We start from the raw sequence: 22,498 nt of genomic DNA, 5'->3' as shown, positions 1-22,498 counted from the left end.
GAAAAACAACAATGGGAATGCTCACCGAGTTCAAGGAATTCGCGATGCGCGGCAACGTCATCGACCTCGCCGTCGGCGTGGTGGTCGGCGCGGCCTTCGGCAAGATCGTGACCGCGCTGGTGGAGAAGATCATCATGCCGCCGCTGGGCTACCTGATTGGCCGTGTGGACTTCTCGCACCTGGCCTGGACCCTGTCTCCCGCCAGCATCGGTCCGGATGGCAAGGAGATCCCGGCCGTGGTGGTCGGCTATGGTGATTTCATCAACACCGTCATCCAGTTCATCATCGTTGCCTTCGCGATCTTCCTGGTGATCAAGGCGATCAACCGGCTGTCGCGCAAGAAGGAAGCGGCACCGGCCGCACCGGCCGAAGAAGTGGTGCTGCTGCGCGAGATCCGCGACAGCCTGAAGAAATAAGGGTACGGGGCGTCGTTGGCGCCCCTCCCACCTGTAGGGCCGAGCATGGGCTCGGATCTACAGAAGCAGGCGAAAGCCCCGCCCCGGCGGGGCTTTCGCTTTGCCGGACGTGGTGGAAAACAACATCCGCGCTGGCCATGACCTCCCGCCCATGCGCTGCGCTGAACGACTGTTAAGCTCCCAGGCTTGGTCCCTTCCCGGAGCTGTCCATGCGTCGCCGCGTCCTTGCCATCGCATCCTCCCTCGCCCTGCTGGCCGCCCCGGCCTTCGCAGCACCGCACGCCACCACGCTGCCCCCGGCGTCACTGGCCACCGCAGCCCAGCTGCGCGACCAGGCGCTGGCCGATGACACCGGCTGGAAGGTGGTCGAATCGCTCACCACCGAGATCGGTCCGCGCATCGCCGGCAGCGAAGCCGACGCCCGCGCCGTGGCCTGGGCCGAGGCCAAGTTCAAGGCACTTGGCTTCGACAAGGTGTGGAAGGAGCCGGTGACGTTCCCGAAGTGGGAGCGCCGCAGCGAGCACGCCGCCGTGACCGGCAGGAACCCGCAGCCGCTGCAGATCACTGCACTGGGCGGCAGCCCGGGCGGCACGGTGGAAGCGGAAGTGGTGCGCTTTGCCGACCTGGCCGCACTGCAGGCGGCACCGGCGGGCTCGCTGAAGGGCAAGATCGCCTTTGTTGACTACCAGATGCTGCCGTTCCGCGATGGCCGCGACTACGGCCGCGGCGGCGCGATCCGCAGCAAGGGTCCTTCCGAGGCCATCCGCAAGGGCGCCGTCGGTTTCCTGATGCGCTCGGCCGGTACCGACTCGCACCGCGTGCCGCACACCGGCATCACCCGTTTCGATGAAGGCCTGGTCCCGGTGCCGTCGGCCGCGCTGTCAGTGCCCGATGCCGACCAGCTGGCGCGCCTGCTGGCCCGTGGCAGCACCACCGTGAAGATTGCGCTGGATTGCGGCTGGGATGGCACGGCGACGTCGTACAACGTGATCGGAGAGATCACCGGCCGCAGCCTGCCGAAGGAAGTGGTGGTGATCGGCGGCCACCTGGATTCCTGGGACTTGGGCACCGGCGCCGTCGATGATGGCGCGGGCGTGGGCATCACCATGGCCGCGGGCCACCTGATCGGCCAGCTCAGGCAGGCACCGAAGCGCACCATTCGCGTGATCGCCTTCGCCAACGAAGAACAGGGCCTGTACGGTGGCAAGGCCTACGCCGAAGCGCATGCCAAGGATGTGGCGCTGCACCAGCTGGCCGCCGAGAGCGATTTTGGTGCCGGCCGAATCTATGCGTTCAACACCGGCTCGCCGAATCCGCAGGGCTCGCGCGAGGCGACCCGCCAGATCGCCGAAGTGATGAAGCCGCTGGGCATCGAGTACCAGGCCGACAAGGGTGGACCGGGCCCGGACGTCGGCCCGCTGGCGGCCAAGGGCGGTGCCTGGGCATGGCTGGCGCAGGATGGCTCGGACTACTTCCACCTGCACCACACCGCCGACGACACGCTCGACAAGATCGACCCGAAGGCGCTGGCGCAGAACGTGGCGGCGTACACGGTGTTCGCGTATCTGGCGGCGGAAGCCGACGGCAGCTTTGGCAGCGAGGCCAAGGCGACCACGCCGCCGAACGAATGAGGCGGTGACGCCGTGGGGTCAGCCCCCTTGCCCTGGGCGAGGGATCTGACCCCGGTCAGGGGTTCAGGCTTGGCGGCTCGCCCACTGCGCCAGCAGCACCGCAGTGGCTGACGCTACGTTCAAGCTCTCGACCGCGCCGCTGCCGGGAATGGAGATCCGCAGATCGCACTCACCCGCCAGGCTGCGGTCCATGCCCTCGCCTTCGGCCCCCATCACATAGACCAGCCGGGCCGGCAGCGATGCACGGAATACATCGTCACCGCCCTCGACCAGGGTCGCCGCCAGACCGAACCCGGCATCCCGCAACTGCGCCACCGCTTGGGGATTGGCCGGCAGCTGCACCAGCGGCACGGCCTCTGCCCCGCCTTCGGCCACCCGCGCAGCAGCGCCGGACAACGCCAGCGTGCTGCCGGCCGGCAGCAGCAGCGCCCTGGCGCCGAAGTGCGCGGCCGAACGCAGGATCGCGCCGAGGTTATGCGGATTGCCCACGCCATCCAACCACAGCGCCAGCGCCGGGCCGTCACCAACCTGCTCCAGCCACTGCGCCAGCGGCAGCACCGGCGCACGCAGCACGTCGGCGACCACCCCTTCATGGTGGGTGGTACCAGCGAGCTTGTTGAGGTCACCGTCCTCGACCACGCGGTAGCCCACGCGGTTGGCCACGCACCACTTCAACAGTGGCTGCAGGCGCGGAATGCGTGCTTCCAGCAGGTACAGCTTGCGCAGCGCCTGCGGCCGCGCTTCGAACGCGGCCAGCACGGCATTCAGGCCGTACAGGCGCAGTTCGTCGCTGCCACCGCGCCCGCCACCGCCCGTGGCCGGCACCTCCGGGCGCGGCAACGGTGTTGCGCGCGGCGGACGGGCGGACGGGCGGCGGTTGTTCCACGGGTTGTTCACTTACACACTCTCCTGCTTGCGCTGGCGCCAGAAATCGGCGTTCTTGATGCCCAGGGCATCGGGGTCGAACACCGGATCCAGGCCCAGCTTCTTCTGTCGTTCGTAGTCCCGCAGGGCCAGCATCGCCGGCTTCTGGATGATGAGGATGGCGATGATGTTCAGCCACGCCATCAGGCCCACGCCGATGTCACCCAGCGCCCAGGCCAGGGTCGCATTGTGGAATGCGCCGAACACCACCATGCCGAGAATGCCCAGGCGCAGCACCAGCACCGTCAGCGGACGCTTGCGGTTATGGTTCACATAGCTGAGGTTGGTCTCGGCCATGTAGTAGTACGCCATGATGGTGGTGAAGGCGAAGAAGAAGATGGCGATCGACACGAACGCCGAACCCCAGCCCGGCAGTACCGCTTCCACGCCGGCCTGCGCATAGCCGGCACCTTCCGGCACCCCGGCCAGTCCCTGGAAGATCGGCGCGGCGCCCGGCACCGGCGAATACACGTTGTAGGTACCGCTGGCCAGGATCAGGAACGCAGTGGCCGTGCACACCATCATGGTGTCGAAGTAGATGGCGAAAGCCTGTACGTAGCCCTGCTTGGCCGGGTGCGAGACTTCCGAGGCGGCCGCTGCATGCGGACCCGAGCCCTGGCCGGCTTCGTTGGCATAGATGCCGCGCTTGATGCCCCATTCCACCGCCAGGCCCATCATCGCGCCAAACGCGGCATGGGTGCCGAAGGCGCTCTTGAAGATGATGCCGAACATTTCCGGCACGCGGTCATAGTTGGTAACCATGATGGCGACGGCGGTGAGGATGAAGCCGGCAGCCATGAACGGCACCACCACTTCGGCAAAGTTTGCGATGCGCTTGACGCCGCCGAAGATCACCACGCCCAGCAGCAGCGCCACGACGATCCCGATACCCAGCTTCAGCGCCTGCACCGATTCCATGCCGAATGCCTGGCCGTCCAGCGGTCCGCACAGGGCCGTTCCGCGGCAGGCGTTGATGATGCTGTCGGCGATGGCGTTGGCCTGCACGCCCGGCATCAGGAAGCCGGCGGCGATGATCGTGGCGACGGCAAAGGCCAGCGCGTACCACTTCAGGCCCATGGCCTTTTCGATGTAGTACGCCGGGCCGCCACGGTAGCGGCCTTCGGCGTCCTTGGTCTTGTAGATCTGGGCCAGGGTACATTCCACGTACGAGGTGGACGCGCCGAGGAAGCCCATCACCCACATCCAGAAGATCGCACCGGGGCCGCCGAAGGCGATGGCGGTGGCCACGCCGGCAATGTTGCCGATGCCCATGCGGCCCGCCATCGACATGGCCAGGGCCTGGAATGACGATACGCCGGCCTCGGATTTCTCGCCCCTGACGGTGAGGCGGCACATCTCGAGGAAGCCGCGGAGCTGCATGAAGCGTGTGCGCAGGCTGAAGAACAGGCCGGCGCCCAGGCACACGTAGATCAGTGCCTTGCTCCAGATGATGCTGTTGATGAAGTGTACGGTTGCTTCCACGCGCGCTCTCTCCAGTCGGCGGGTTGTAAGGACGTCCCGTCGGCTGGAGGGGACCGGTCGATTCTCCCTGATCGAAGGCCGCTGCGGTAGCGCTGTTTTGTAGAGCCGAGCCCATGCTCGGCTTGGGCCCCCGAGGGCAGCCGAGCATGGGCTCGGCTCTACAGCGGCCAGCCCGCGCGTTCAGGGCAGCTGCGTGCGTACCCGGGCGAAGCGGCGCAGGTCGTGCAGCACGCCCCGCTTGTAGACCGCGCAGCGCTCCACGCCCTCTTCCTGGAAGCCGTTCTTCTCCAGCACCCGGGCCGAGCCGAGATTGAAGTCGACCACCGTGGCCTGCAACCTGAACAGGCGCAGCTCGTCCATCACCCAAGGCGCGAACACACCGACCACCCGGGTCATCAGGCCCTGGCCCCAGTAGGCCTGGCCCAGCCAGTAGCCCAGTTCGGCGGTATGCCCACGCTCGGCCACGCCCTGCTGGGCGCTGATACTGCCGCAGGCCTGGCCGTCGATCTCGATGGCCAGGTTCAGGGTGCCGGCGGCCAGCACGCGGCCAGCGAGGAAGGCCTCGCCATCCTCGCGCGTGTACGGGTACGGGAAACGGTCGCGCAGGCCACGCGAGACGTCGGCATCGTTGGCGTGGCGCAGCAGCGAGTCCAGATCATCCTGGCGCCAGGGGCGCAGCTGGAAACCTTCACCCTGCAGTGGCGGGGTCAGAGCCCTTTCCGTTCCGGAAAGGGATCCGACCCCTGATCCAACCCCGTCGGCGTGCCGGTCAGGCATGGCCACCCACCGACGGCGATTCCGCTTCCTGCTTCTCCAGTTCGCGCTTCACTGCTTCCGGCGAACGGGTGTACGGCGCCAGCCGCGCGTAGAACGCCGGCACAACGAACAGCGACAGGAACGTCGAGAGGGTCACGCCGAAGATGATCACGATGCCGATGGTGCCACGGCTGGCCGAACCCGGACCACCGGCCACGACCAGCGGGATGGCACCGACCACGGTGGCGATCGAGGTCATCAGGATCGGTCGCAGGCGCACCATGGCCGATTCGATGATCGCCGCACGTACGCTGCGGCCGTCGTCGCGCAGTTGGTTGGCGAATTCGACGATGAGGATGCCGTTCTTCGCCGCCAGGCCGACCAACATGACGATGCCGATCTGGCTGAACAGGTTCACTGTGCCGCCACTCACCCACAGCCCGGCCAGCGCGCCGAGCACGCCCAGCGGCACGGTCAGCATGATGGTCAACGGGTGGATGAAGCTCTCGAACTGCGCGGCCAGCACCAGGTAGACCACCAGCAGGGCCATGGCGAACGTCAGCAGCACCGCGCCACCGGCACTCTGGTACTCGCGCGACTCGCCCTTCCAGTTCACCTGCGCGTACTGCGGCAGTTCCTCGCGGGCCACATCCTGTGCCCAGGCGATCGCCTCGCCCAGCGGATAGCCCGGCGCCAGCCCGGCGCTGATGGTGATCGAGCGCAGGCGATTGAAGCGGTTCAGGGTGCCGGCCTCGGCCACCTCGCTCAGCGTGACCAGGTTGGACAGCGGCACCAGTTCGCCGGAGTCTGCGCGCACACGGATCGCGGCCAGGTCGGCCGGGCTGGCACGGCCATCGCGGCCGGCCTGCACCAGCACGTCGTATTCCTCGCCGTTGTCGACGAAGGTGGTGACGCGACGCGAGCCCATCATGGTTTCCAGTGCGGAACCAATCGCAGTGACCGGCACGCCGAGGTCGGCTGCGCGCTGGCGGTCGATGTTGACCCGCATCTGCGGCCGGGTTTCCTTGTAGTCCGAGTCCGGGCCGACCAGGCCGGGGTTGTCGGCCATGCGCAGCAGGATGCGATCACGCCACTGTGCGATCTCGCCATATTCCGGGCCGCCGAGCACGATCTGGAACGGTTGGCCACCGCTGCGCACCAGGCCCCCTCCCACCTGCGTGCGCACGCGCACGCCGCGGATGGTGTCCAGCTCCTTCTGCAGTTCGTTGGCGACTTCCGGCGTATCTTCGCTGCGCTGGCGCCACGGCTGCAGGAAGACGCTGACGCGCCCGGTGTGCATTTCCTCGCTGGCGCCCCACCCGCCGGGCACGCGCGGATTGGCGCGCACGATCGGCTTGTCGGGCCCGACATGCGGGGCCAGCAGTGCCTCTACCTGCTGCACCTGCTGCACGGTGTAGTCGTAGCCGGCGCCTTCCGGGCCGTCGATCATGATCTGGAACGAACCGCGGTCTTCGGCCGGCGCCAGTTCCGATGGCAGCAGCTTGAGCAGGCCCCAGCTGGCGGCCAGCGCAGCCACCATCACCAGCAGGTAGATCCAGGTACGGTCGACATGTTGATCGAGCACCCGCCCATAGGCGCCCGCCAGGCGCTCCAGGTTGCGGTTGATGAAGCCATGCAGCCCGCGTGGCGCCTGTCCGGTATGCGGCTTGAGCAGCTTGGAGGCCATCATCGGCGTCAGCGTCAGGGCCACGAACGCGGACAACGCCACGGCGGCAGCCAACGCCACCGCCAGCTCGCGGAACAGGCGCCCGGTGTTGCCCTCCAGGAAACCGACTGGCAGGAACACCGCCACCAGCACCGCCGTGGTGGCGATCACCGCGAAGGCGACCTGCGCGGTGCCGCGCTTGGAGGCCACCAGCGGGGGTTCGCCCAGGTCGATGCGGCGCTGCACGTTCTCCACCACCACGATCGCATCGTCCACCACCAGCCCGATGCACAGCACCAGCGCCAGCAGGGTCAGCAGGTTGATCGAGAAGTCGAACGCATACAACGCGATGAACGCCGCCACCAGGCAGACCGGCACCGTCACCGCCGGGATCAACGCGGCGCGGAAACTGCCGAGGAACAGCCAGATCACCGCCAGCACCAGGATCATCGCCTCCACCAGCGTGGCGTACACGCGGTCCACCGCCGCTTCGATGAAGGTGGTGTTGTCGAAGGCGACGAAGATCTGCGTACCCTTGGGCAGGGTCAGCGCCACCCGCTCGGCTTCGGCGCGCGCGGTGCGCGCCACGTCCAGCGAGTTGGCGGTGGAGGTCTTGACGATGCCCAGGCCGATGCCGGGTTCGCCGTTGCTGCGGTAGTACGCGCGGCGTTCCGCCGAGGCCAGCTCGATCTTCGCCACGTCGCCCATGCGCACCACGTAGCCGTCGCGGCCCTTGCCCAGCGGGATGGTCGCGAAGTCTTCGGGCTTGATGTAGTTGCGCTCCACGCGCAGGGTGAAGTCGCGATCGGTCGACTCGATGCGGCCGGCCGGCAGTTCCACGTTCTCGTTGCGCAGCGCGGTTTCCACGTCGCCGGTGGTCAGCCCGCGTGCGGCCAGCTGGTCGCGGTCCAGCCAGATGCGCATTGCATAGCGCTGGCGGCCACCGATGCGCACCTGGGCCACGCCATCGAGGCTGGAGAAGCGGTCGACCACGTAGCGGTCGGCGTAGTCGCTCAGTTCCAGCGTGTCCATGGTCGAGGACACCATGTTGAACCAGATGATCGGGTCGGCATCGCTCTCGACCTTGGCGATCTCCGGTGGCCGCGCCTCTTCCGGCATGCGGTCGGCAACGCGGCTGACCGCATCGCGCACGTCGTTGGCCGCCGCTTCGATATCGCGGTTGGAGGTGAATTCGATGCTGACCTGCGAGCGGCCGTTGGTGCTGCGGGCGTTGATCGTATCGATGCCCTCAATGCCGGCCAGCGCGTCCTCAAGCACCTGGGTGATACGGCTCTCGATGACCGCCGCCGAGGCGCCGGTGTAGTCCACCGACACCGAGACGATCGGTGGGTCGATCGCCGGCAGTTCACGCAGGGTCAGCCGGGTGAACGACATGATGCCCAGTACCACCAGCAACAGGCTCATCACCACGGCGAACACCGGCCGCTGGATGGAAACGTCGGACAGCTTCATCCGCCGTGGCCCCCGGCCGTCGCCGGTGCTTCCGCCGGCTTGGCAGCTCCGGCCGGCGCCGCATCCCTGGCATCGACCTTCAGGCCGGGGCGCAGCTTGCCGGTGCCATCGACCACGATGCGCTGGCCCGCTTCCAGGCCCTGCTTGATCTCGACCACGCCGGCACGGCGCGCGCCGGTGGTGACGTCCACGCGCTCGACGCTGTCGTCGGCCTTGATGCGATACACGAAGGTATCGCGACCGACCTGCACCACGGCGATCTCCGGAACCACCAGCGCCGGGCGTTCAGGGCGGAACAGGCGCACATCCAGCAGCATGCCCGGGCGCAGCGCATGGTCGGCGTTGGCGAAATCGGCCCGCACGGTCACCGCGCGGGTGGCCGGATCAATGCGTGCGTCGATGGTGCTGACCACGCCTTCGAAGGTGCGGCCCGGCCAGGCCACGCTGGTGGCACTGACCTTGTCACCCACACCCAGCGCAGCCAGTTCCACTTCCGGCACCTGGAAATCGACGTGCATGTGCTCGATGTCGTCGAGGGTGGCGATCACTGTGGTCGGCGTCACCAGCGAGCCGGGGCTGACCTGGCGGATGCCAAGCACGCCGGCGAACGGCGCGCGCACGCGGCGGTCGCCGATGTCTGCCTGCATCTCCATCACACGCGCTTCAGCGGCATCGCGGATCGACTTCTGCGTATCCAGCGTGGCGCTGGACACCAGGCGCTGCGCGGCCAGCTCGCGCTGACGCCTGTACAGCTGGTCGGCCTCATGGAAGGTGGCCTGGGCCTGCACCAGTGCGGCTTCCTGGGCCTGCCCGCGAAGGGTCACGATTGGCGCACCGGCAGCGATGTGCTGGCCGCTTTCGAAGTGCACCTTCTCGATGATCTCGCTGACCTTGGCGGTGACGCTGATGGACTCGCGCGCCTTCGCCGTGCCGAGCGCCTGCAGGGTGTCATTCCACGGCATGGGCTGCACGATCTGCGCGGTGACCGGCACGGCTTCGCCCTGCCCGCGCGCGGCGGACTCCTGCTTGCCTGCGCACCCGGCCAGCACGGCCAGGCTGAGGCCAAGGGCCAGGGTCGAAGCGATACGAGCCAACATGAACGGTCCTGATTGATCCACGGCCGCCGAGTGTAGGCAAGGGCCCGCAAAAGCGGTATGTGCCAAGCGTTTACCGGCGTGGAACCATCGCCACGATGGCGCTTTGAACCCGTTCCGTGCAAGGTTGCCGGCAGCGGTGTCGGCATGTGTCGAGGTGTATCCAGCGGCCCAGGACCGACAGCGGCATCGTAGAGTGGACGCTGCCCGACAGAGGGCGTCGGGCGGGGACGGATCCTGGCGGGGATCCGGCCCCGTTTTTTTTGCCCGTTACGCGTGGGGTAGCGCCGGGCCGTGCGCGGCGGATCAGTACCGGTAGTTCACCTTCATCCACAGGCTGCGCCCGGGCTCATTGATGCGCACCGGATCGGCCGGGAAGCCGAAGTCGGCGCTGCCGGCCAGGTTCAGGTGTTCGCTGTAGGCACGGTCGAACAGGTTGTCGACCCCGGCGCTGAGCTGCAGCTGCGAACTGAATCGGTAGGCGGCATTGAGGGCGACCGTGGCGAAGCCACTGCTCGGTCCCAGATCCTGGGCAACGACGTTGCCCTGGCCCTCCGCAACGCGGTATTGATGGGTGACCGCACGCAGCAGCGCACCGGCGCTCCAGCGCTGGCCTTCCCAGTTCGCACTCAGGCGCGCTTCCAACGGCGGCATCTGTGGCAGCGGACGCTGCTGGTCGCGGTTCTCGCCCCAGGCGTAGGCCAGCGTGCTCCCCAGTTTCCACTGCCCCCCCACTCTCACTTCCATTCCGGCCTCGGCGCCGGCGATGCGCGCATCGACATTGCGGGCCTGGCTCATGCCCATCATGCCGCTGCCGTGGTAGGTGAACAGGATGTAGTCCTGGACCTGCCCGGCGTACGCCGAAACCCACGCCTGCACGCGCGGTCCCTTGTACTGCAGGCCGACGTCAAGCTGGGTGGTGCGTTCGGGCTGGATGCCGGCAAACGCATTCGCTGCGCCGGCCGGGCCGTGGTCGGGCGAAAACAGCTCCCAGTAGTCGGGCATGCGTTCACTGCGGCCAAGGCCCGCGTACCAGGTCAGCCCACCGGCCAGGTCCTGCTCGTAGCGCAGGAAGCCGCTGCCGAGCCATTCCCTGCGGCGCTCGCCTGCGGTCGGATTGGGCACGTTCCCCATCATCGCGCGGATGGACTGCCGCTCATCGCGCACGCTGGCACGATCGATGCGCAGGCCGCTGATCCAGCGCTGGTCGGCGCCGGCTCCCAGGGTCAACTCCGTGAACACGCCGTAGCGGCGGAAGTTGGCATCGGTCTCCCGTGCCGCCTGGCGGTAGGTGTCGCGGCCCATGCCCATGCGGCTGCGGTGACGGCTGTCTTCGCCGTCCACACCCGCCACCACCTGCATGTCCTGCCATCGCCATTCGGAACTGACCCGGCCGCCCTGGGTGCGGCGGTCCACGTTGGAGGCCATCGGCATCGGCATCATGCTGTGCGGATTCGGCGTGCGCAGCGTGTAGTTGTCCATCACGTGGTCGGCGTTGTTGTAGTACACGTTGGCCTGCAAGGTGTCCCAGGCACCCGCCAGATTGCGCTTCTCGAAGCGCGCGGCATAGCTGGTGCGCTCGAATGCAGCGCCGTCCATGCCACGGCCGGCGTAACGCGCGATCGCGTCGCCGGCACCGGCGGAAATCTCCAGCAGCGTGTCGGTATCGGGCGTCCAGCCGATGGCCACGTCGCCGTTCCACTTGCGCCACTTCGACGGCACCACGTCGCCGTGGCCATCCTTGTAGTCATCGGCTTCGGACCGGTTGCCGCTGGCGCGCACATAGCCGGTCGGATTGCCCAGGGTCAGGTCCAGCACCTGGTCATTGCGGTTGCGCGAACCGGCCAGCGCACTGGCCTCGGCCCGCAGGCCCGGCTCCTCGAAGCGCGGCGTATCGCGCTCGAAGCGCACAGTGCCGGCCGAGGCGCCTGCACCCCAGCGCACGCTCTGCGGGCCCTTGATGATGGTCAGCCGGTCGAAGCTCTCCGGCGCGATGTAGGACAGCGGGTTATCCATGCGCGAGGGACAGGCACCGATCAGGTTGCCGTCATTGCTGAGGATGTTCAGCCGCGAACCGAACATGCCGCGCAGCACCGGATCGCCGTTGGTACCGCCGTTGCGGATGGCGGAGAAGCCGGGAACGGTCTTCAGGTAATCGGCACCGTCACTGGCCGGCACCGGCTGCCGCGGCAGGCGCGGGTCAGTCACCCAGTGCAGCGGAGAGGACGGTGCGGCCGCGGTCACCACCAGGGTGTCCAGGGTACGCGTGTCTTCGGCCGGCGCGGCATGCGCCAGGGACGCAGCCACGGCCAGGCCAAGGGCAACCGGCAGGCGCGCGCAGGCGCCCGCGGGGCGGGAAGTCATTTTCATCGGAACAGCTCCAAGGTACGCACGCGCGCACGGCGCCCGGTCGGGCGTCGTGCGGCAGATTCATGGGGATATCAGCGGACGATGGAGAAGAGTGGCGGCCCGCGTGCAGCATGTGCCGGCCAGCGCAGTGCAGGCAGCACCTGCTGCGACCACGGGAACGCAGGCCGTGGCCGCCACAGCAACGGCAACAGCAGTACCAGCACCGCCAGCCACGGCAGCAGGCGCATGGCCAGCACGCAGTATTCGCAGGCTTCGCCGTGCATGGCGTGGGGATCGGCCGGTGGGGTCAGAGCCCTCTGCCCATGCAGAGGGCTCTGACCCGATCCGGCGCCAGCATGGTGCATGTGCGCATGGTCCATTCCCGCCATAGCTGCGGGAGCCATCGGCGACGACTGCAGCGCGCGGCTGACCAGCGGCGCGAGCACCATCAGCAGCGTCGCCAGGACGGCGAGCTGGAGCAGGAGGCGCTGCGGGCGGGACAGGCGGGTCACCGCGCTAGTGTAGAGGTGGGTCACCGGTTGCCGGTGCGACGAACCGTCGCAGGAGGGGGTTTATCGGCAGGGCTTGCAGCCCTGCACCCGCTGAACAACGTCAACGTCAACGTCAAAAGCGGGCAATCCTTGGGATGGCGGGGTGGGTCCGGTTGCGGGGGACGGCGCAAGTACATCCCTGTAGCCTTGGCCGCGGCATCCATGCCGCGGACACCCCCGCAACCGGACCCACCCCGCCTTCGACAGATTCTCGCCATCTGCTGTAGATCCACGCCATGCGTGGATGAATCTCCATCGGCATCGAATATTTCGAATTGGAATCGAAAAGCATCCACGCATGGCGTGGATCTACCGTGTCGACCAAGGTCGACACCTACCGACAGCCACCGGAATCTGTCAGAGGTGGGGCGGTGTCGGAGTGCGGGGTGTCAGCCGCATGGATGCGGCTGCCAAGCTTACAGGGACGTACTTGCAGCGTCCCCGCACTCCGACACCGCCCCGCCAACCCACGGAATGCCGCTTCTGCTGTTGCTGTTGCCTTTGTCCGCAGCAGGTGCAGGGCTGCAAGCCCTGCTCGACCAACCCCTCACACCGTGATGGTCTGGGTCAGTGACTCCCATGTCGGGGGCAGCGGCCAGGCCGCCACCTGGTTGCCATCCAGCACCCGCCGCAGGTCGCGCGGATCGATCTGAGGGGCGAGCACGTGCACGAGCTCCAGCGCGTAATCACGCAGCACGCGGTCGCGCGGCAGCACCGCCCACGCTATGCACTCGGCGATCGGCGACGGGGCCGGCCACGCCTTCAGGTCTTCATCGTTGGAACTGACCGCCATCTCGGCCAGCAGGCCCACACCCAGACCAGTACGCACGTACGTCTTGATCAGGTCGGCATCCAGCGCGGTCAGTGCCAGATCCGGCACCAGGCCGTTGGCAGCGAAGGCGCGCTGCAAAGATGAGTTCGGACGCGTCGAGGATTCGTAGCTGATCAATGGCTGGCGCGCCAGCGCGGCCAGATCCGGTGCACGGCCGGCGCGGTCCAGCGGGTGCCCCTTCGGCACTACCACCAGGCGCCGCCAGCGGAACAGGGGCACGGCGACGCCATCGGTGGGCTCGGCGCCCGCCGTGCTGATGACCGCGATATCCGCATCACCCTGGTTCAAGCGGTCCAGCGCATCGGTTTCACCGGCCTGCTGCAGATGCACGCTCACCTGCGGGTAGGCCTGCTTGATGGCTGCCACCGCCGGTGGCAGCACGAAGCGCGCCTGGGTATGGGTGGTGGTCAGGATCAGCTGGCCCTGGCTTTCGCGGCGCTGGTTGGCCGCGTACGTCCGGATGTTGTTGGCCTCGGCCAGCACCGCCCGGGCGCGCGCGATGACCTCGGCGCCCGCGGGGGTCACCGATTCCAGGCTGCGGCCCTTGCGCACGAACAGCAGGAAGCCGAGCTCGTCCTCCAGCTGCTTGAGCTGCTTGGACAAGCCCGGCTGGGTGGCGTGCACACGCGAGGCAGCCAGCGTGATGTTCAGCTCGGCGTCGGCGATGGCAACCAGGTAGCGCAGCTGGGTCAGCGTCATGGGCAGGCAGGCGGCGTGGGGCGGAGGTCCACTCTAGGGTCAATTGCCGTCACCAGCTTATAACCAAAGGTTGTTTAAGAAAGGTATCTGGTCATTTCCGGGTGTCATATGCCGGCGCTACGGTCAGCCGGCAGCCGCTGGCCTGAACCGCCAGCCCTCCCCTCCTTGCCCGCCGCAGCCCGGCGCGGCCCCGTTTCTGGAGCGCTCCCATGGCCCTTTACGACTCCATCCTCGATACCGTCGGCAATACTCCCATCGTCAAGCTGCAGCGCCTGGCGCCGCCGCAGGTCAGCCTCTACGCCAAGGTCGAGTCGTTCAACCCGGGCGGATCGGTGAAGGACCGCCTCGCACTGGCGATCATCCTCGACGCCGAGGCGCGTGGCCTGCTCAAGCCGGGGGACACCATTGTCGAGGCTACCTCGGGCAATACCGGCGTGGCGCTGGCCATGGTCGCCGCCGCACGCGGCTACAAGTTCGTGGCGACGATGGTCGAGACCTTCTCGGTGGAGCGGCGCAAGCTGATGCGTGCCTACGGCGCCAAGGTGATCCTGACCCCGGCCGCCGAACGCGGCAGCGGCATGGTGCGCAGGGCACGCGAGCTGGCCGAACAGCATGGCTGGTTCCTGGCCAGCCAGTTCGCCAACCCGGCCAACCCCGCGTATCACCGCAACACCACCGCCGCCGAGATCCTGCGCGACTTCGCCGGCAGTCGGCTGGACTACTTCGTCAGCGGCTGGGGTACCGGCGGCACGCTCACCGGCGTCGGCGAAGTGCTGAAGGTGGCGCGGCCGCAGACCCGCATCGTCGCCACCGAACCGGCCGGTGCCGCCCTGCTCAAGGGCGACGACTGGAAGCCGCACAAGATCCAGGGTTGGACCCCGGACTTCGTGCCGGATGTGCTCAACCGCGATGTGGTGGATGAACTGCTCTCCGTCGACGACGAGCGCGCGATCGCCACTGCACGCCGCCTGGCCGCCGAGGAAGGCATTTTCGTCGGCATCTCCGCCGGTGCCACCGTCGCCAGCGCGCTGGACGTAGCCGCCCGGGCCGAGCCCGGTGCAGTGATCCTGGCAATGCTGCCCGATACCGGTGAACGCTACTTCTCCACGCCGCTGTTCGCCGAGGTGAATGAAGGGTCCGACGACGAGTGGCTGGCCGGCCTGCCGTGATGAACACGGGAGAATCCCTTTCCCGTCGGGAAGGGCCCTGATCCCGTCCCGCGCCACGGAAACATGAGGGGTTCAGAGCCTGTTCCGCGCGGAAAGGGTTCTGCCCCCCGCTCGCTTCAGCCTGCGTGAAGGCGACGCCCGCCATCGTGCGTCAAGGCCGTCGGATCGCAGCGCGTGAGACGGTCGTGACGCAGTATCGATGCCCTGTCCCCTACTGTGGGACAGCCGGCGCAGAGGCTGCGCGGAACACCTCACAGGCAGGAGACGGACGCATGAAGATCGAAGTTTGGCAGGGTGACATCACGACCCTGGCGGTGGATGCGATCGTCAACGCGGCCAATGAATCGCTGCTCGGTGGAGGCGGTGTGGACGGTGCGATCCACCGCGCCGCCGGCCCCGGGTTGCTGGCCGAATGCGAGCAGTTGCCGGAGCTGCGCCCGGGCGTGCGTTGCCCGACGGGCGAAGTGCGTGCCACCGGCGCCCACGCATTGCCCGCGCGGCACGTGCTGCACACGGTCGGACCGGTCTGGCACGACGGGCAGCGCGACGAGCCCGCGCTGCTGGCCAACTGCTACTGGAAATCGCTGCAGCTGGCCGAATCGCTGGGCGTGCAGACGATTGCGTTCCCGGCAATCAGCTGCGGCGTGTACGGCTATCCGCTCTACCTGGCCGCGCAGATCGCAGTGACCGAGACGCTGGCGTGGCAACGCAGCCATGCACAATCGATGCACATCATGCTGGTTGCGTTCAATACCGCCACGGCCAAGGCTTTCCAGCAGGCGTTGAGCGCTGCAGGACGCAGCGCGGAGAGCCCATCGCGCCCGGCGTCGCCACCGCCGCTGGGCGACGCGGGTCTGGCTGCCGCGCATTGACCCCGCGACGCGCGGAATGAAGAAAGGCCGGGCATTTGCCCGGCCTTTCCTGTTCGATCACGCAAGGCGTGAACTGGACTCAACGACTGGCAGCGTCCACTGCCGCTTCGTCATCGGCCGCAGCGGCGGCCGCGTCCGCGGAGGCGCGGTCTGCGGCGGCAGCCATGCCATCGGCGCTGGCGCCATCCACCTGCACCCGGACTTCCACCAATCCAGCGCCGTTGCTCAGGCTGGTCACGTCCACGGTGTAGTGGCCGGCCGGCAGTGTTTCTTCCAGGCGGGCATTGGTGCCATTGCCACCGTCGTCGTCGGTGAACTCGGTGTCGCCACCGACAACGCGCAACACGGTGTCAACCTGGCTGGAGAGCGCGTCCAGGCGCACGTCCGCCGCACGATCCAGGGTCAGCAGGAAGCGACGCCGGCCCTCGCTGTCGAGCATGGTGTGCACGCTGCCCGACTTCGGCAACGCGGTACCATCGCGCTGGACCAGGTTGGCCGGCAGTTCGATGCTGTTGGCGGACAGCGTGAACATGCCATTGGCACCATCACCCAGGCCAGTTGCCGTCAACGTGTACCTGCCCGGCTTCAGCACCAGGCTGAGACGCGAGTTGGTGCCATCGTTGCCGTCGTCGTTTTCGGCATCGATGCCCTGGCCCGACAGCTTCAGCACCGGATCGAACGCGTCCGACACCAGGCGGATCTCGTACAGGCCTTCCTTTTCCACCTGCAGGGCGTACTCCTGCGAACTGCCGGCCAGCATATCGACGATCTGGCCGCTGCCCGCAATCGGCTTGCCGTCATACGGCTTCAGCTTCTCGGCGCGCAGGCGGTACGGGCCGAAGGCCGTTGGGCCTACGGCATTGACCGCCACCTGGTAGGTGCCGGCGCCATTGGCGCGGAATGCCAGTGAGACATCGCCTTCGTGCTCGTGCCCGGTATTGCTGGTGGAAACCAGGCTGCCGTTGTTGAACACGGCGATGGAACCACTGAGGGCACCGGTGAGCTTCAGGCCGACCAGCTGCTTGTCCTCAAGCTTTATCTGGTAAAGCTGGTGATGGCTGCCATCATTGAAATTGACGCCGCTGCGCGAGGTGATCTCGCCGGACACCGGCTTGTCGAAATCGAGCGACGTGACCTTGCCACCCTCCGCGCTGCCGCCGAGGCGATTGCACCCGCCCACGGCGAGGACGGTGGCCACGGCCAGTGTGATTGCTGTCAAACGCATGTTGTTTTCTCCTTGGCCTTCCATGTAGTACCCGCGCACCGGCCGGGCGCACGAGGGCGGAAACGATACCCGCAAAAGCAAGCGCCGGCGTGGTGCCGGCGCTGCCCTGTTCATCCAGCGATGGGAACGGTCAACCGTTCCACTTGCCCAGCGCAGCCAGGCCGTTTTCCTTGGCACGCTCGAACACGGTCTTCTGGGCAGCCGCGTAGTTGCCCTTCATGTCCTTGGCCCACAGCTTCAGCGCAGCCTGCTGCATGGCGCGGCCGTAGGAGAAGCTCAGCGGCCACGGCAGGTTGCCCAGCTGGTTCATGGCATTGAGGTGGGCCGTGGACTGCTCGTCGCTCTGGCCGCCGGACAGGAACACCACGCCCGGCAGGATCGCCGGCACGGTGCTCTTCAGGCACATCACGGTCGACTCGGCCACTTCCTCGACATCGGCCTGCTCTTCGCAGTCCTTGCCGGAGATGACCATCGAGGCCTTCAGGATGGTGCCTTCCAGCAGCACGTTCTGCTGGTACAGGGCATCGAACAGCGAACGCAGGGTGGCCTCGGTGACCTCGTAGCAGGTCTCGATGTCATGATCGCCGTCCATGATCACCTCCGGCTCCACCATCGGCACCAGGCCGCATTCCTGGCACAGCGCGGCATAGCGGGCCAGCGCGTGGGCGTTGGACTCGATGCAGGTACCCGACGGGATGCTCTCGCCGATGTTGATCACTGCACGCCACTTGGCGAAGCGCGCACCCAGCTTGTAATACTCCTGCAGGCGCTCGCGCAGGCCATCCAGGCCCTCGGTCACCAGCTCGCCCGGGCAGCCGGCCAGCGGGTGAGCGCCCTTGTCGACCTTGATGCCCGGAATCATGCCGTGGTCGGCCATGTACTTGGCGAACGGCACGCCATCGCGGGTCGACTGGCGGATGGTTTCGTCGTACAGGATGGCGCCGGAAATGTGCTCGTTGAGCTTCGGCGTGGTCAGCAGCAGCTCGCGATAGGCGCGACGGTTCTCCTCGGTGTTCTCGATGCCGACGCCAGCGAAACGCTTGGCGATGGTACCGGTGGATTCGTCGATCGCGATGATGCCCTTGCCCGGGGCAACCATGGCCTGGGCGGTTTCAGCCAGCTGTTCGATGCTCATGTACTTCCTGTGGCGGGTGCGGGAAAAACACAAGTATAGCTCCGCTGCCTGTCACCCCGATGTCGAAGCCAGGCTGGAAACGATTCCAATGTCTGCACCGGACAGGCCGTGTCCTGCCGTTGGGGGCCAGGGCCCCTTAGGGGGGTCTGCCCCCGGGTCGGAGCCGCTGCGCGGATCCGACCCGATGTGGCCACCGTTTACAGGTCGCCCAGGCCGCTGGCGCGGCCATCCGCGCCGACTTCAAGCAGGCGCAGGGTGTTGGTGGCGCCATGGGTTTCCATGTGCTCGCCACTGGTGAACACCACACGGTCGCCCGGCTGCAGCAGATCCGATTCCACCAGCAGGCGGATGCTGCCACGTGCCGCTTCGCGCGGCGTCAGGCCACGGCTGTCGAAGTTGATCGGGAACACGTCGCGCATCAGCGCCATCTGGCGCCGTGCACCGTCATGGCGGGTCACTGCGAACACCGGTGCCTTGGCGCGGAAACGCGACAGGTAACGCGCCGTGCCGCCGGATTCGGTCATCGCCACGATCGCACGCACGCCCACGTGCTGTGACAGGAACATGGTCGCCATGGCGATGGCCTGGTCGGCGCGCTCCAGGTTGCGCGGCGAGGCGTTGAAGTCGGTCTCGGTCTGGAACTGCCGCTCCGCACCCAGGCAGATGCGCGCCATCGCTTCGACGGCCTTCACCGGCCATGCGCCGGCAGCGGTTTCGGCCGAGAGCATCACGGCATCGGTACCGTCGATGACCGAGTTGGCCACGTCCAGCACTTCCGCGCGCGTGGGAATCGGGCTTTCCACCATCGACTGCAGCATCTGCGTGGCGGTGATCACCACCTTGTTCTGCGCCAGCGAGGCCTTGATGATCTTCTTCTGCAGGCCCGGCAGCTCGGCATCGCCGATTTCCACGCCAAGGTCGCCGCGGGCGACCATTACCACGTCGCTGGCTTCGACGATTTCCTCCAGGTTCTCGATGGCCTCGGTGCGCTCGATCTTCGATACCAGCGCAGCGTCGCAGCCGTGCGAACGGGCGATCGCACGCGCGTCGTTCATGTCCTGCGCATTGCGGCAGAACGACACGGCGATGAAGTCGACGCCGATCTTGGCGACAATGCCGATCAGCTCCTTGTCACGCTCGGTCAGCGCGCCCAGCGACAAGCCGCCCCCCTGCTTGTTCAGGCCCTTGCGGTCGGACAGCACACCGTCGTTGAGCACGGTGCTGACAATGCGCTCGCCCTGCACTTCCACGACCTGCAGCTGCATCAGGCCATCGTCGAGGAGCAGCACGTCGCCGGGACCAACGTCCTGTGGCAGGCCCAGGTAGCTGACGCCGACCTGGGTCGCATCGCCGGGGCCAGCGCTGTCGCTGGCAATCAGATCGAAGCGGTCACCCGCCTTCAGCTGCACCTTGCCTTCGGCGAAGCGCTCGATGCGGATCTTCGGGCCCGGCAGGTCGGCCAGGATGCCCACTTCCACGCCCACGCGCGCAGCAGCGGCGCGCACGTCGGCAGCACGCTTGGCCTGGCCGGACGGGTCGCCATGGCTGAAGTTCAGGCGCACCACGTTGACGCCGGCGCGGAACAGATCCTCCAGCACGCCCGGCGGGTCAGTGGCCGGACCGAGGGTGGCTAGGATCTTGGTGCGACGCTGACGCTCGAACATGGTGAATGGGCCTCTCCCGGTAAAGAACGGAAATTAGCACATCCTTCACGCCCCATGTATACGGTTACAGCCTTGTGCCGCCTGGCTCTTGGGTCACGGAACGGACATCACCAGGACATACGCTGGCGCAGGGTGCTCTGCAGCGCCGCGCCCATGCCGGCCGGGTCCACGCCGGATCAAGCGGGCATGGGCCCGGCGCTACAGCAGGCTAGGCCAGCAGCGTTGGCAGTTGTGCCGGCTCATGCGCCAGCTGGCTGGCGCCGGCGGCGGTCAACTCCGCCTCGCCGCCAAAGCCCCACAGGACCCCGACGCTGCGCAGGCCGTGGTGGCGCGCGCCTTCGATGTCCATGCGGCGGTCGCCGATCATCCAGCACTGTGCCGGTTGTACCTGCAGGCGGCGCAGTGCTTCCCCGACCAGTTCCGGCTTGTGGCTGCGCGAGCCGTCCAGAGTCGAACCGACGATTTCCTCGAACAACCCGCCGAACGGCAGGTGGGCGAGGATGCGCCGTGCATGCGGCTCGTTCTTGGCGGTCACCACCGCCAGGCGGTGGCCACGACCGTGCAGGGTGCGCAGGGTGTCTTCCACCTGCGGGTACACGGTGTGCTCGCGCCAGCCTTCCGCATCGAACCGTTCGCGGTAGAAGCCCACTGCCTGTTCCACCCGCGCCGGCTCGAGGAACAGCGGTGCGAAGGTGGTCCGCAGCGACGGGCCGATCCAGCCCAGCAGGGTGTCCTGCGGTGGCACCGGGTACTGCATCTTCTGCAGTGCGTAGGCGATGCAGGTGGTGATGCCCACCTGCGAATCGATCAGGGTGCCGTCCAGGTCGAAGAACAGGACATCCCTGCTGCGCCCGGCACTCATGCGCCGCGCGCGTCGAGTGCGGCCACCGCCGGCAGGGCCTTGCCTTCCAGGAACTCCAGGAACGCACCACCGCCGGTGGAGATGTAGCTGACCTGCCCGGCGATATCGAACTTGTCGACCGCCGCCAGGGTGTCACCACCGCCGGCGATGGAGAACGCCTTGGAGCTGGCGATGGCGCGGGCGAGGGCTTCGGTGCCCTTGCTGAAGGCCTCGAACTCGAATACACCGACCGGCCCGTTCCAGACCACGGTGCCCGCCTTCTCGATCAGCTGCGCATACTGCGCGGCGGTCTGCGGGCCGATGTCGAGGATCAGGTCGTCTTCGGCAACGGCGTCGACCGCCTTCACTTCGGCAACGGCGTCGGGCAGGAACTGCTTGGCGGTGACCACGTCGACCGGCAGCGGGATGTCGGCGCCGCGCGCTTTGGCATCAGCCACGATCTTCTTCGCGGTATCCAGCAGGTCCGGCTCGTACAGCGACTTGCCGACGTTGTAGCCTGCGGCGGCGATGAAGGTGTTGGCGATGCCGCCACCCACGATCAGCTGATCGACCTTGCCGACCAGGTTGGCAAGCAGTTCCAGCTTGGTGCTGACCTTGCTGCCGGCGACGATGGCCAGCAGCGGCTTGGCCGGTGCATCCAGCGCCTGCGCCAGCGCGTCCAGCTCGGCCATCAGCAGCGGGCCGCCGGCCGCGACCGGGGCGAAACGGATGACGCCGTGGGTGGAAGCCTGCGCGCGGTGCGCGGTACCGAAGGCATCCATCACGAACACGTCGCACAAGGCGGCGTATTTCTTCGACAGGGCTTCGTCGTCCTTGCCCTCGCCTACATTCATGCGGCAGTTTTCCAGCAGCACGAGCTGGCCCGGCTGCACGTCAACGCCGTCAACCCAGTCACGAACCAGCGGAACCTCGCGGCCGAGCAGCTCGGACAGGCGCTGGGCGACCGGCGCCAGCGAGTCGGCCTCGCTCCAAACACCTTCCTTCGGGCGCCCCAGGTGCGAGGTGACCATCACCGCCGCACCCTGCTCCAGCGCGCGCTTGAGCGTCGGCAGCGAAGCGGTGATGCGCTGTTCGGAGGTGATGCGGCCATTCTCGATCGGCACGTTCAGATCCTGGCGGATCAGCACGCGCTTGCCGGAGAGGTCGAGGTCGGTCATGCGGACGATGGACATGGGCAACTCTTTGGCTCAGGGACGGGATGCCGGGGTACGGCAGACGGCCATTGTATCGGGTGCGGGTGGTGGGAGGGCCGATGCCTGCGGCAGGCAGAGGCGCAGAGCGACAGCAACAGCCAGAGCCAAAGCCAAAGCGCTGGCGCCTTGTGACGCTATGGGTGGACCGAGGCGGTGCGGGCTGGCAGGGGACGCCGTAAACCCCTCCCTGGGGGCTTAGCCGCGCCATCCATGGCGCGGATACCCCTGCCAGCCCACACCGCCCCGGCCTCGACAGGTTCATGAGGCAGAGCGGATGGCAAAGGCGGAAGCAAGAGCGGTTTCTGTTGTCGGAGAAAAATAATGTAGAGCCGAGCCCATGCTCGGCCGGGTCTACCGCGAACAGCAGCCGAGCGTGGGCTCGGCTCCAGAAAGAGCGCCCAGCCAAGCAGCTTTTGCTCTTCTTTTTTTTCTTCCCGTGGGTGGACGCAAAGCGCGATCCCGGGGATGGGCCGAGCGGGTGGGCTGGGCAGGGGACGCCGTGAAT

The 22,498-nt window shown here is 67.4% G+C and carries 17 protein-coding genes; 4 read left to right on the top strand and 13 right to left on the bottom strand.

Going from position 1 to position 22,498, the window contains the following annotated elements; genetic code table 11:
- Window positions 1-11 precede the first annotated feature (11 nt).
- Both mscL and A9K58_RS17220 read left to right on the top strand, forming a co-directional pair.
- The gene (mscL, locus tag A9K58_RS17225) at window positions 12-416 is read left to right on the top strand and encodes a large-conductance mechanosensitive channel protein MscL (protein ID WP_065200502.1); all 405 of its coding nucleotides are present in this window, start codon (window positions 12-14) and stop codon (window positions 414-416) included.
- Between the two features lie 209 nt (window positions 417-625).
- Window positions 626-2,047: a M28 family peptidase gene (locus tag A9K58_RS17220; protein ID WP_065200501.1), complete on the top strand. Its 1,422-nt coding sequence runs from the start codon at window positions 626-628 to the stop codon at window positions 2,045-2,047.
- A 63-nt stretch (window positions 2,048-2,110) separates the two neighbouring features.
- Here the strand turns inward: A9K58_RS17220 and A9K58_RS17215 are convergent, their stop codons facing one another.
- The 8 genes from A9K58_RS17215 to A9K58_RS17180 form a co-directional block, all read right to left on the bottom strand.
- Entirely contained in the window at window positions 2,111-2,944 is an 834-nt protein-coding gene (locus A9K58_RS17215) for a TrmH family RNA methyltransferase (RefSeq protein WP_065200500.1), read from the bottom strand.
- Window positions 2,945-4,453: an alanine/glycine:cation symporter family protein gene (locus A9K58_RS17210; RefSeq protein ID WP_065200499.1), complete on the bottom strand. Its 1,509-nt coding sequence runs from the start codon at window positions 4,451-4,453 to the stop codon at window positions 2,945-2,947.
- Window positions 4,454-4,633: 180 nt separating this feature from the next.
- On the bottom strand, window positions 4,634-5,230 hold the full coding sequence (locus A9K58_RS17205) for a GNAT family N-acetyltransferase (RefSeq protein ID WP_065200498.1): 597 nt from the start codon (window positions 5,228-5,230) through the stop codon (window positions 4,634-4,636).
- Window positions 5,223-8,348 carry an efflux RND transporter permease subunit gene (locus A9K58_RS17200; protein ID WP_065200497.1) on the bottom strand — a complete coding sequence of 1,042 codons (3,126 nt, stop codon included), beginning with the start codon at window positions 8,346-8,348 and terminating at the stop codon, window positions 5,223-5,225. Before A9K58_RS17200 ends, A9K58_RS17205 begins: the two co-directional genes overlap by 8 nt.
- Window positions 8,345-9,445 carry an efflux RND transporter periplasmic adaptor subunit gene (locus A9K58_RS17195; RefSeq protein WP_065200496.1) on the bottom strand — a complete coding sequence of 367 codons (1,101 nt, stop codon included), beginning with the start codon at window positions 9,443-9,445 and terminating at the stop codon, window positions 8,345-8,347. Before A9K58_RS17195 ends, A9K58_RS17200 begins: the two co-directional genes overlap by 4 nt.
- A 303-nt stretch (window positions 9,446-9,748) precedes the next feature.
- Window positions 9,749-11,812 carry a TonB-dependent copper receptor gene (locus A9K58_RS17190; RefSeq protein WP_065200495.1) on the bottom strand — a complete coding sequence of 688 codons (2,064 nt, stop codon included), beginning with the start codon at window positions 11,810-11,812 and terminating at the stop codon, window positions 9,749-9,751.
- A gap of 71 nt (window positions 11,813-11,883) precedes the next feature.
- Window positions 11,884-12,303, bottom strand: a complete 420-nt coding sequence (locus A9K58_RS17185; RefSeq protein ID WP_065200494.1) for a DUF2946 domain-containing protein — start codon at window positions 12,301-12,303, stop codon at window positions 11,884-11,886.
- A gap of 586 nt (window positions 12,304-12,889) precedes the next feature.
- Window positions 12,890-13,873, bottom strand: a complete 984-nt coding sequence (locus A9K58_RS17180; protein ID WP_065200493.1) for a LysR family transcriptional regulator — start codon at window positions 13,871-13,873, stop codon at window positions 12,890-12,892.
- 209 nt (window positions 13,874-14,082) lie between these two features.
- Between A9K58_RS17180 and cysK the strand changes: the two genes are divergently transcribed.
- Window positions 14,083-15,042 carry a cysteine synthase A gene (gene cysK, locus A9K58_RS17175; protein WP_065200492.1) on the top strand — a complete coding sequence of 320 codons (960 nt, stop codon included), beginning with the start codon at window positions 14,083-14,085 and terminating at the stop codon, window positions 15,040-15,042.
- Window positions 15,043-15,314: 272 nt separating this feature from the next.
- Window positions 15,315-15,914 carry an O-acetyl-ADP-ribose deacetylase gene (locus A9K58_RS17170; RefSeq protein WP_065200491.1) on the top strand — a complete coding sequence of 200 codons (600 nt, stop codon included), beginning with the start codon at window positions 15,315-15,317 and terminating at the stop codon, window positions 15,912-15,914.
- Between the two features lie 79 nt (window positions 15,915-15,993).
- Here A9K58_RS17170 and A9K58_RS17165 read toward each other — a convergent pair whose 3' ends face one another.
- From A9K58_RS17165 to A9K58_RS17145, 5 genes are all read right to left on the bottom strand, one after another.
- On the bottom strand, window positions 15,994-17,139 hold the full coding sequence (locus A9K58_RS17165) for an ABC transporter substrate-binding protein (RefSeq protein ID WP_065200490.1): 1,146 nt from the start codon (window positions 17,137-17,139) through the stop codon (window positions 15,994-15,996).
- Window positions 17,140-17,269: 130 nt separating this feature from the next.
- Window positions 17,270-18,274 carry a class I fructose-bisphosphate aldolase gene (locus A9K58_RS17160; RefSeq protein WP_065200489.1) on the bottom strand — a complete coding sequence of 335 codons (1,005 nt, stop codon included), beginning with the start codon at window positions 18,272-18,274 and terminating at the stop codon, window positions 17,270-17,272.
- A 197-nt stretch (window positions 18,275-18,471) separates the two neighbouring features.
- Window positions 18,472-19,938: a pyruvate kinase gene (pyk, locus tag A9K58_RS17155; protein ID WP_065200488.1), complete on the bottom strand. Its 1,467-nt coding sequence runs from the start codon at window positions 19,936-19,938 to the stop codon at window positions 18,472-18,474.
- 208 nt (window positions 19,939-20,146) lie between these two features.
- Window positions 20,147-20,800: an HAD hydrolase-like protein gene (locus A9K58_RS17150; protein WP_065200487.1), complete on the bottom strand. Its 654-nt coding sequence runs from the start codon at window positions 20,798-20,800 to the stop codon at window positions 20,147-20,149.
- Complete coding sequence (locus tag A9K58_RS17145) at window positions 20,797-21,972, bottom strand: phosphoglycerate kinase (RefSeq protein WP_065200486.1); 1,176 nt, start codon at window positions 21,970-21,972, stop codon at window positions 20,797-20,799. The genes A9K58_RS17150 and A9K58_RS17145 overlap by 4 nt, the downstream gene beginning before the upstream one ends.
- Window positions 21,973-22,498: the final 526 nt, after the last annotated feature.

The sequence above is a fragment of the Stenotrophomonas maltophilia genome (assembly GCF_001676385.1).
Classification (GTDB): Bacteria; Pseudomonadota; Gammaproteobacteria; order Xanthomonadales; family Xanthomonadaceae; genus Stenotrophomonas; species Stenotrophomonas maltophilia_J.
The sequence above is the reverse complement of the archived record's forward strand: the minus strand, read 5'-3'. Positions and strand labels throughout refer to the sequence as shown.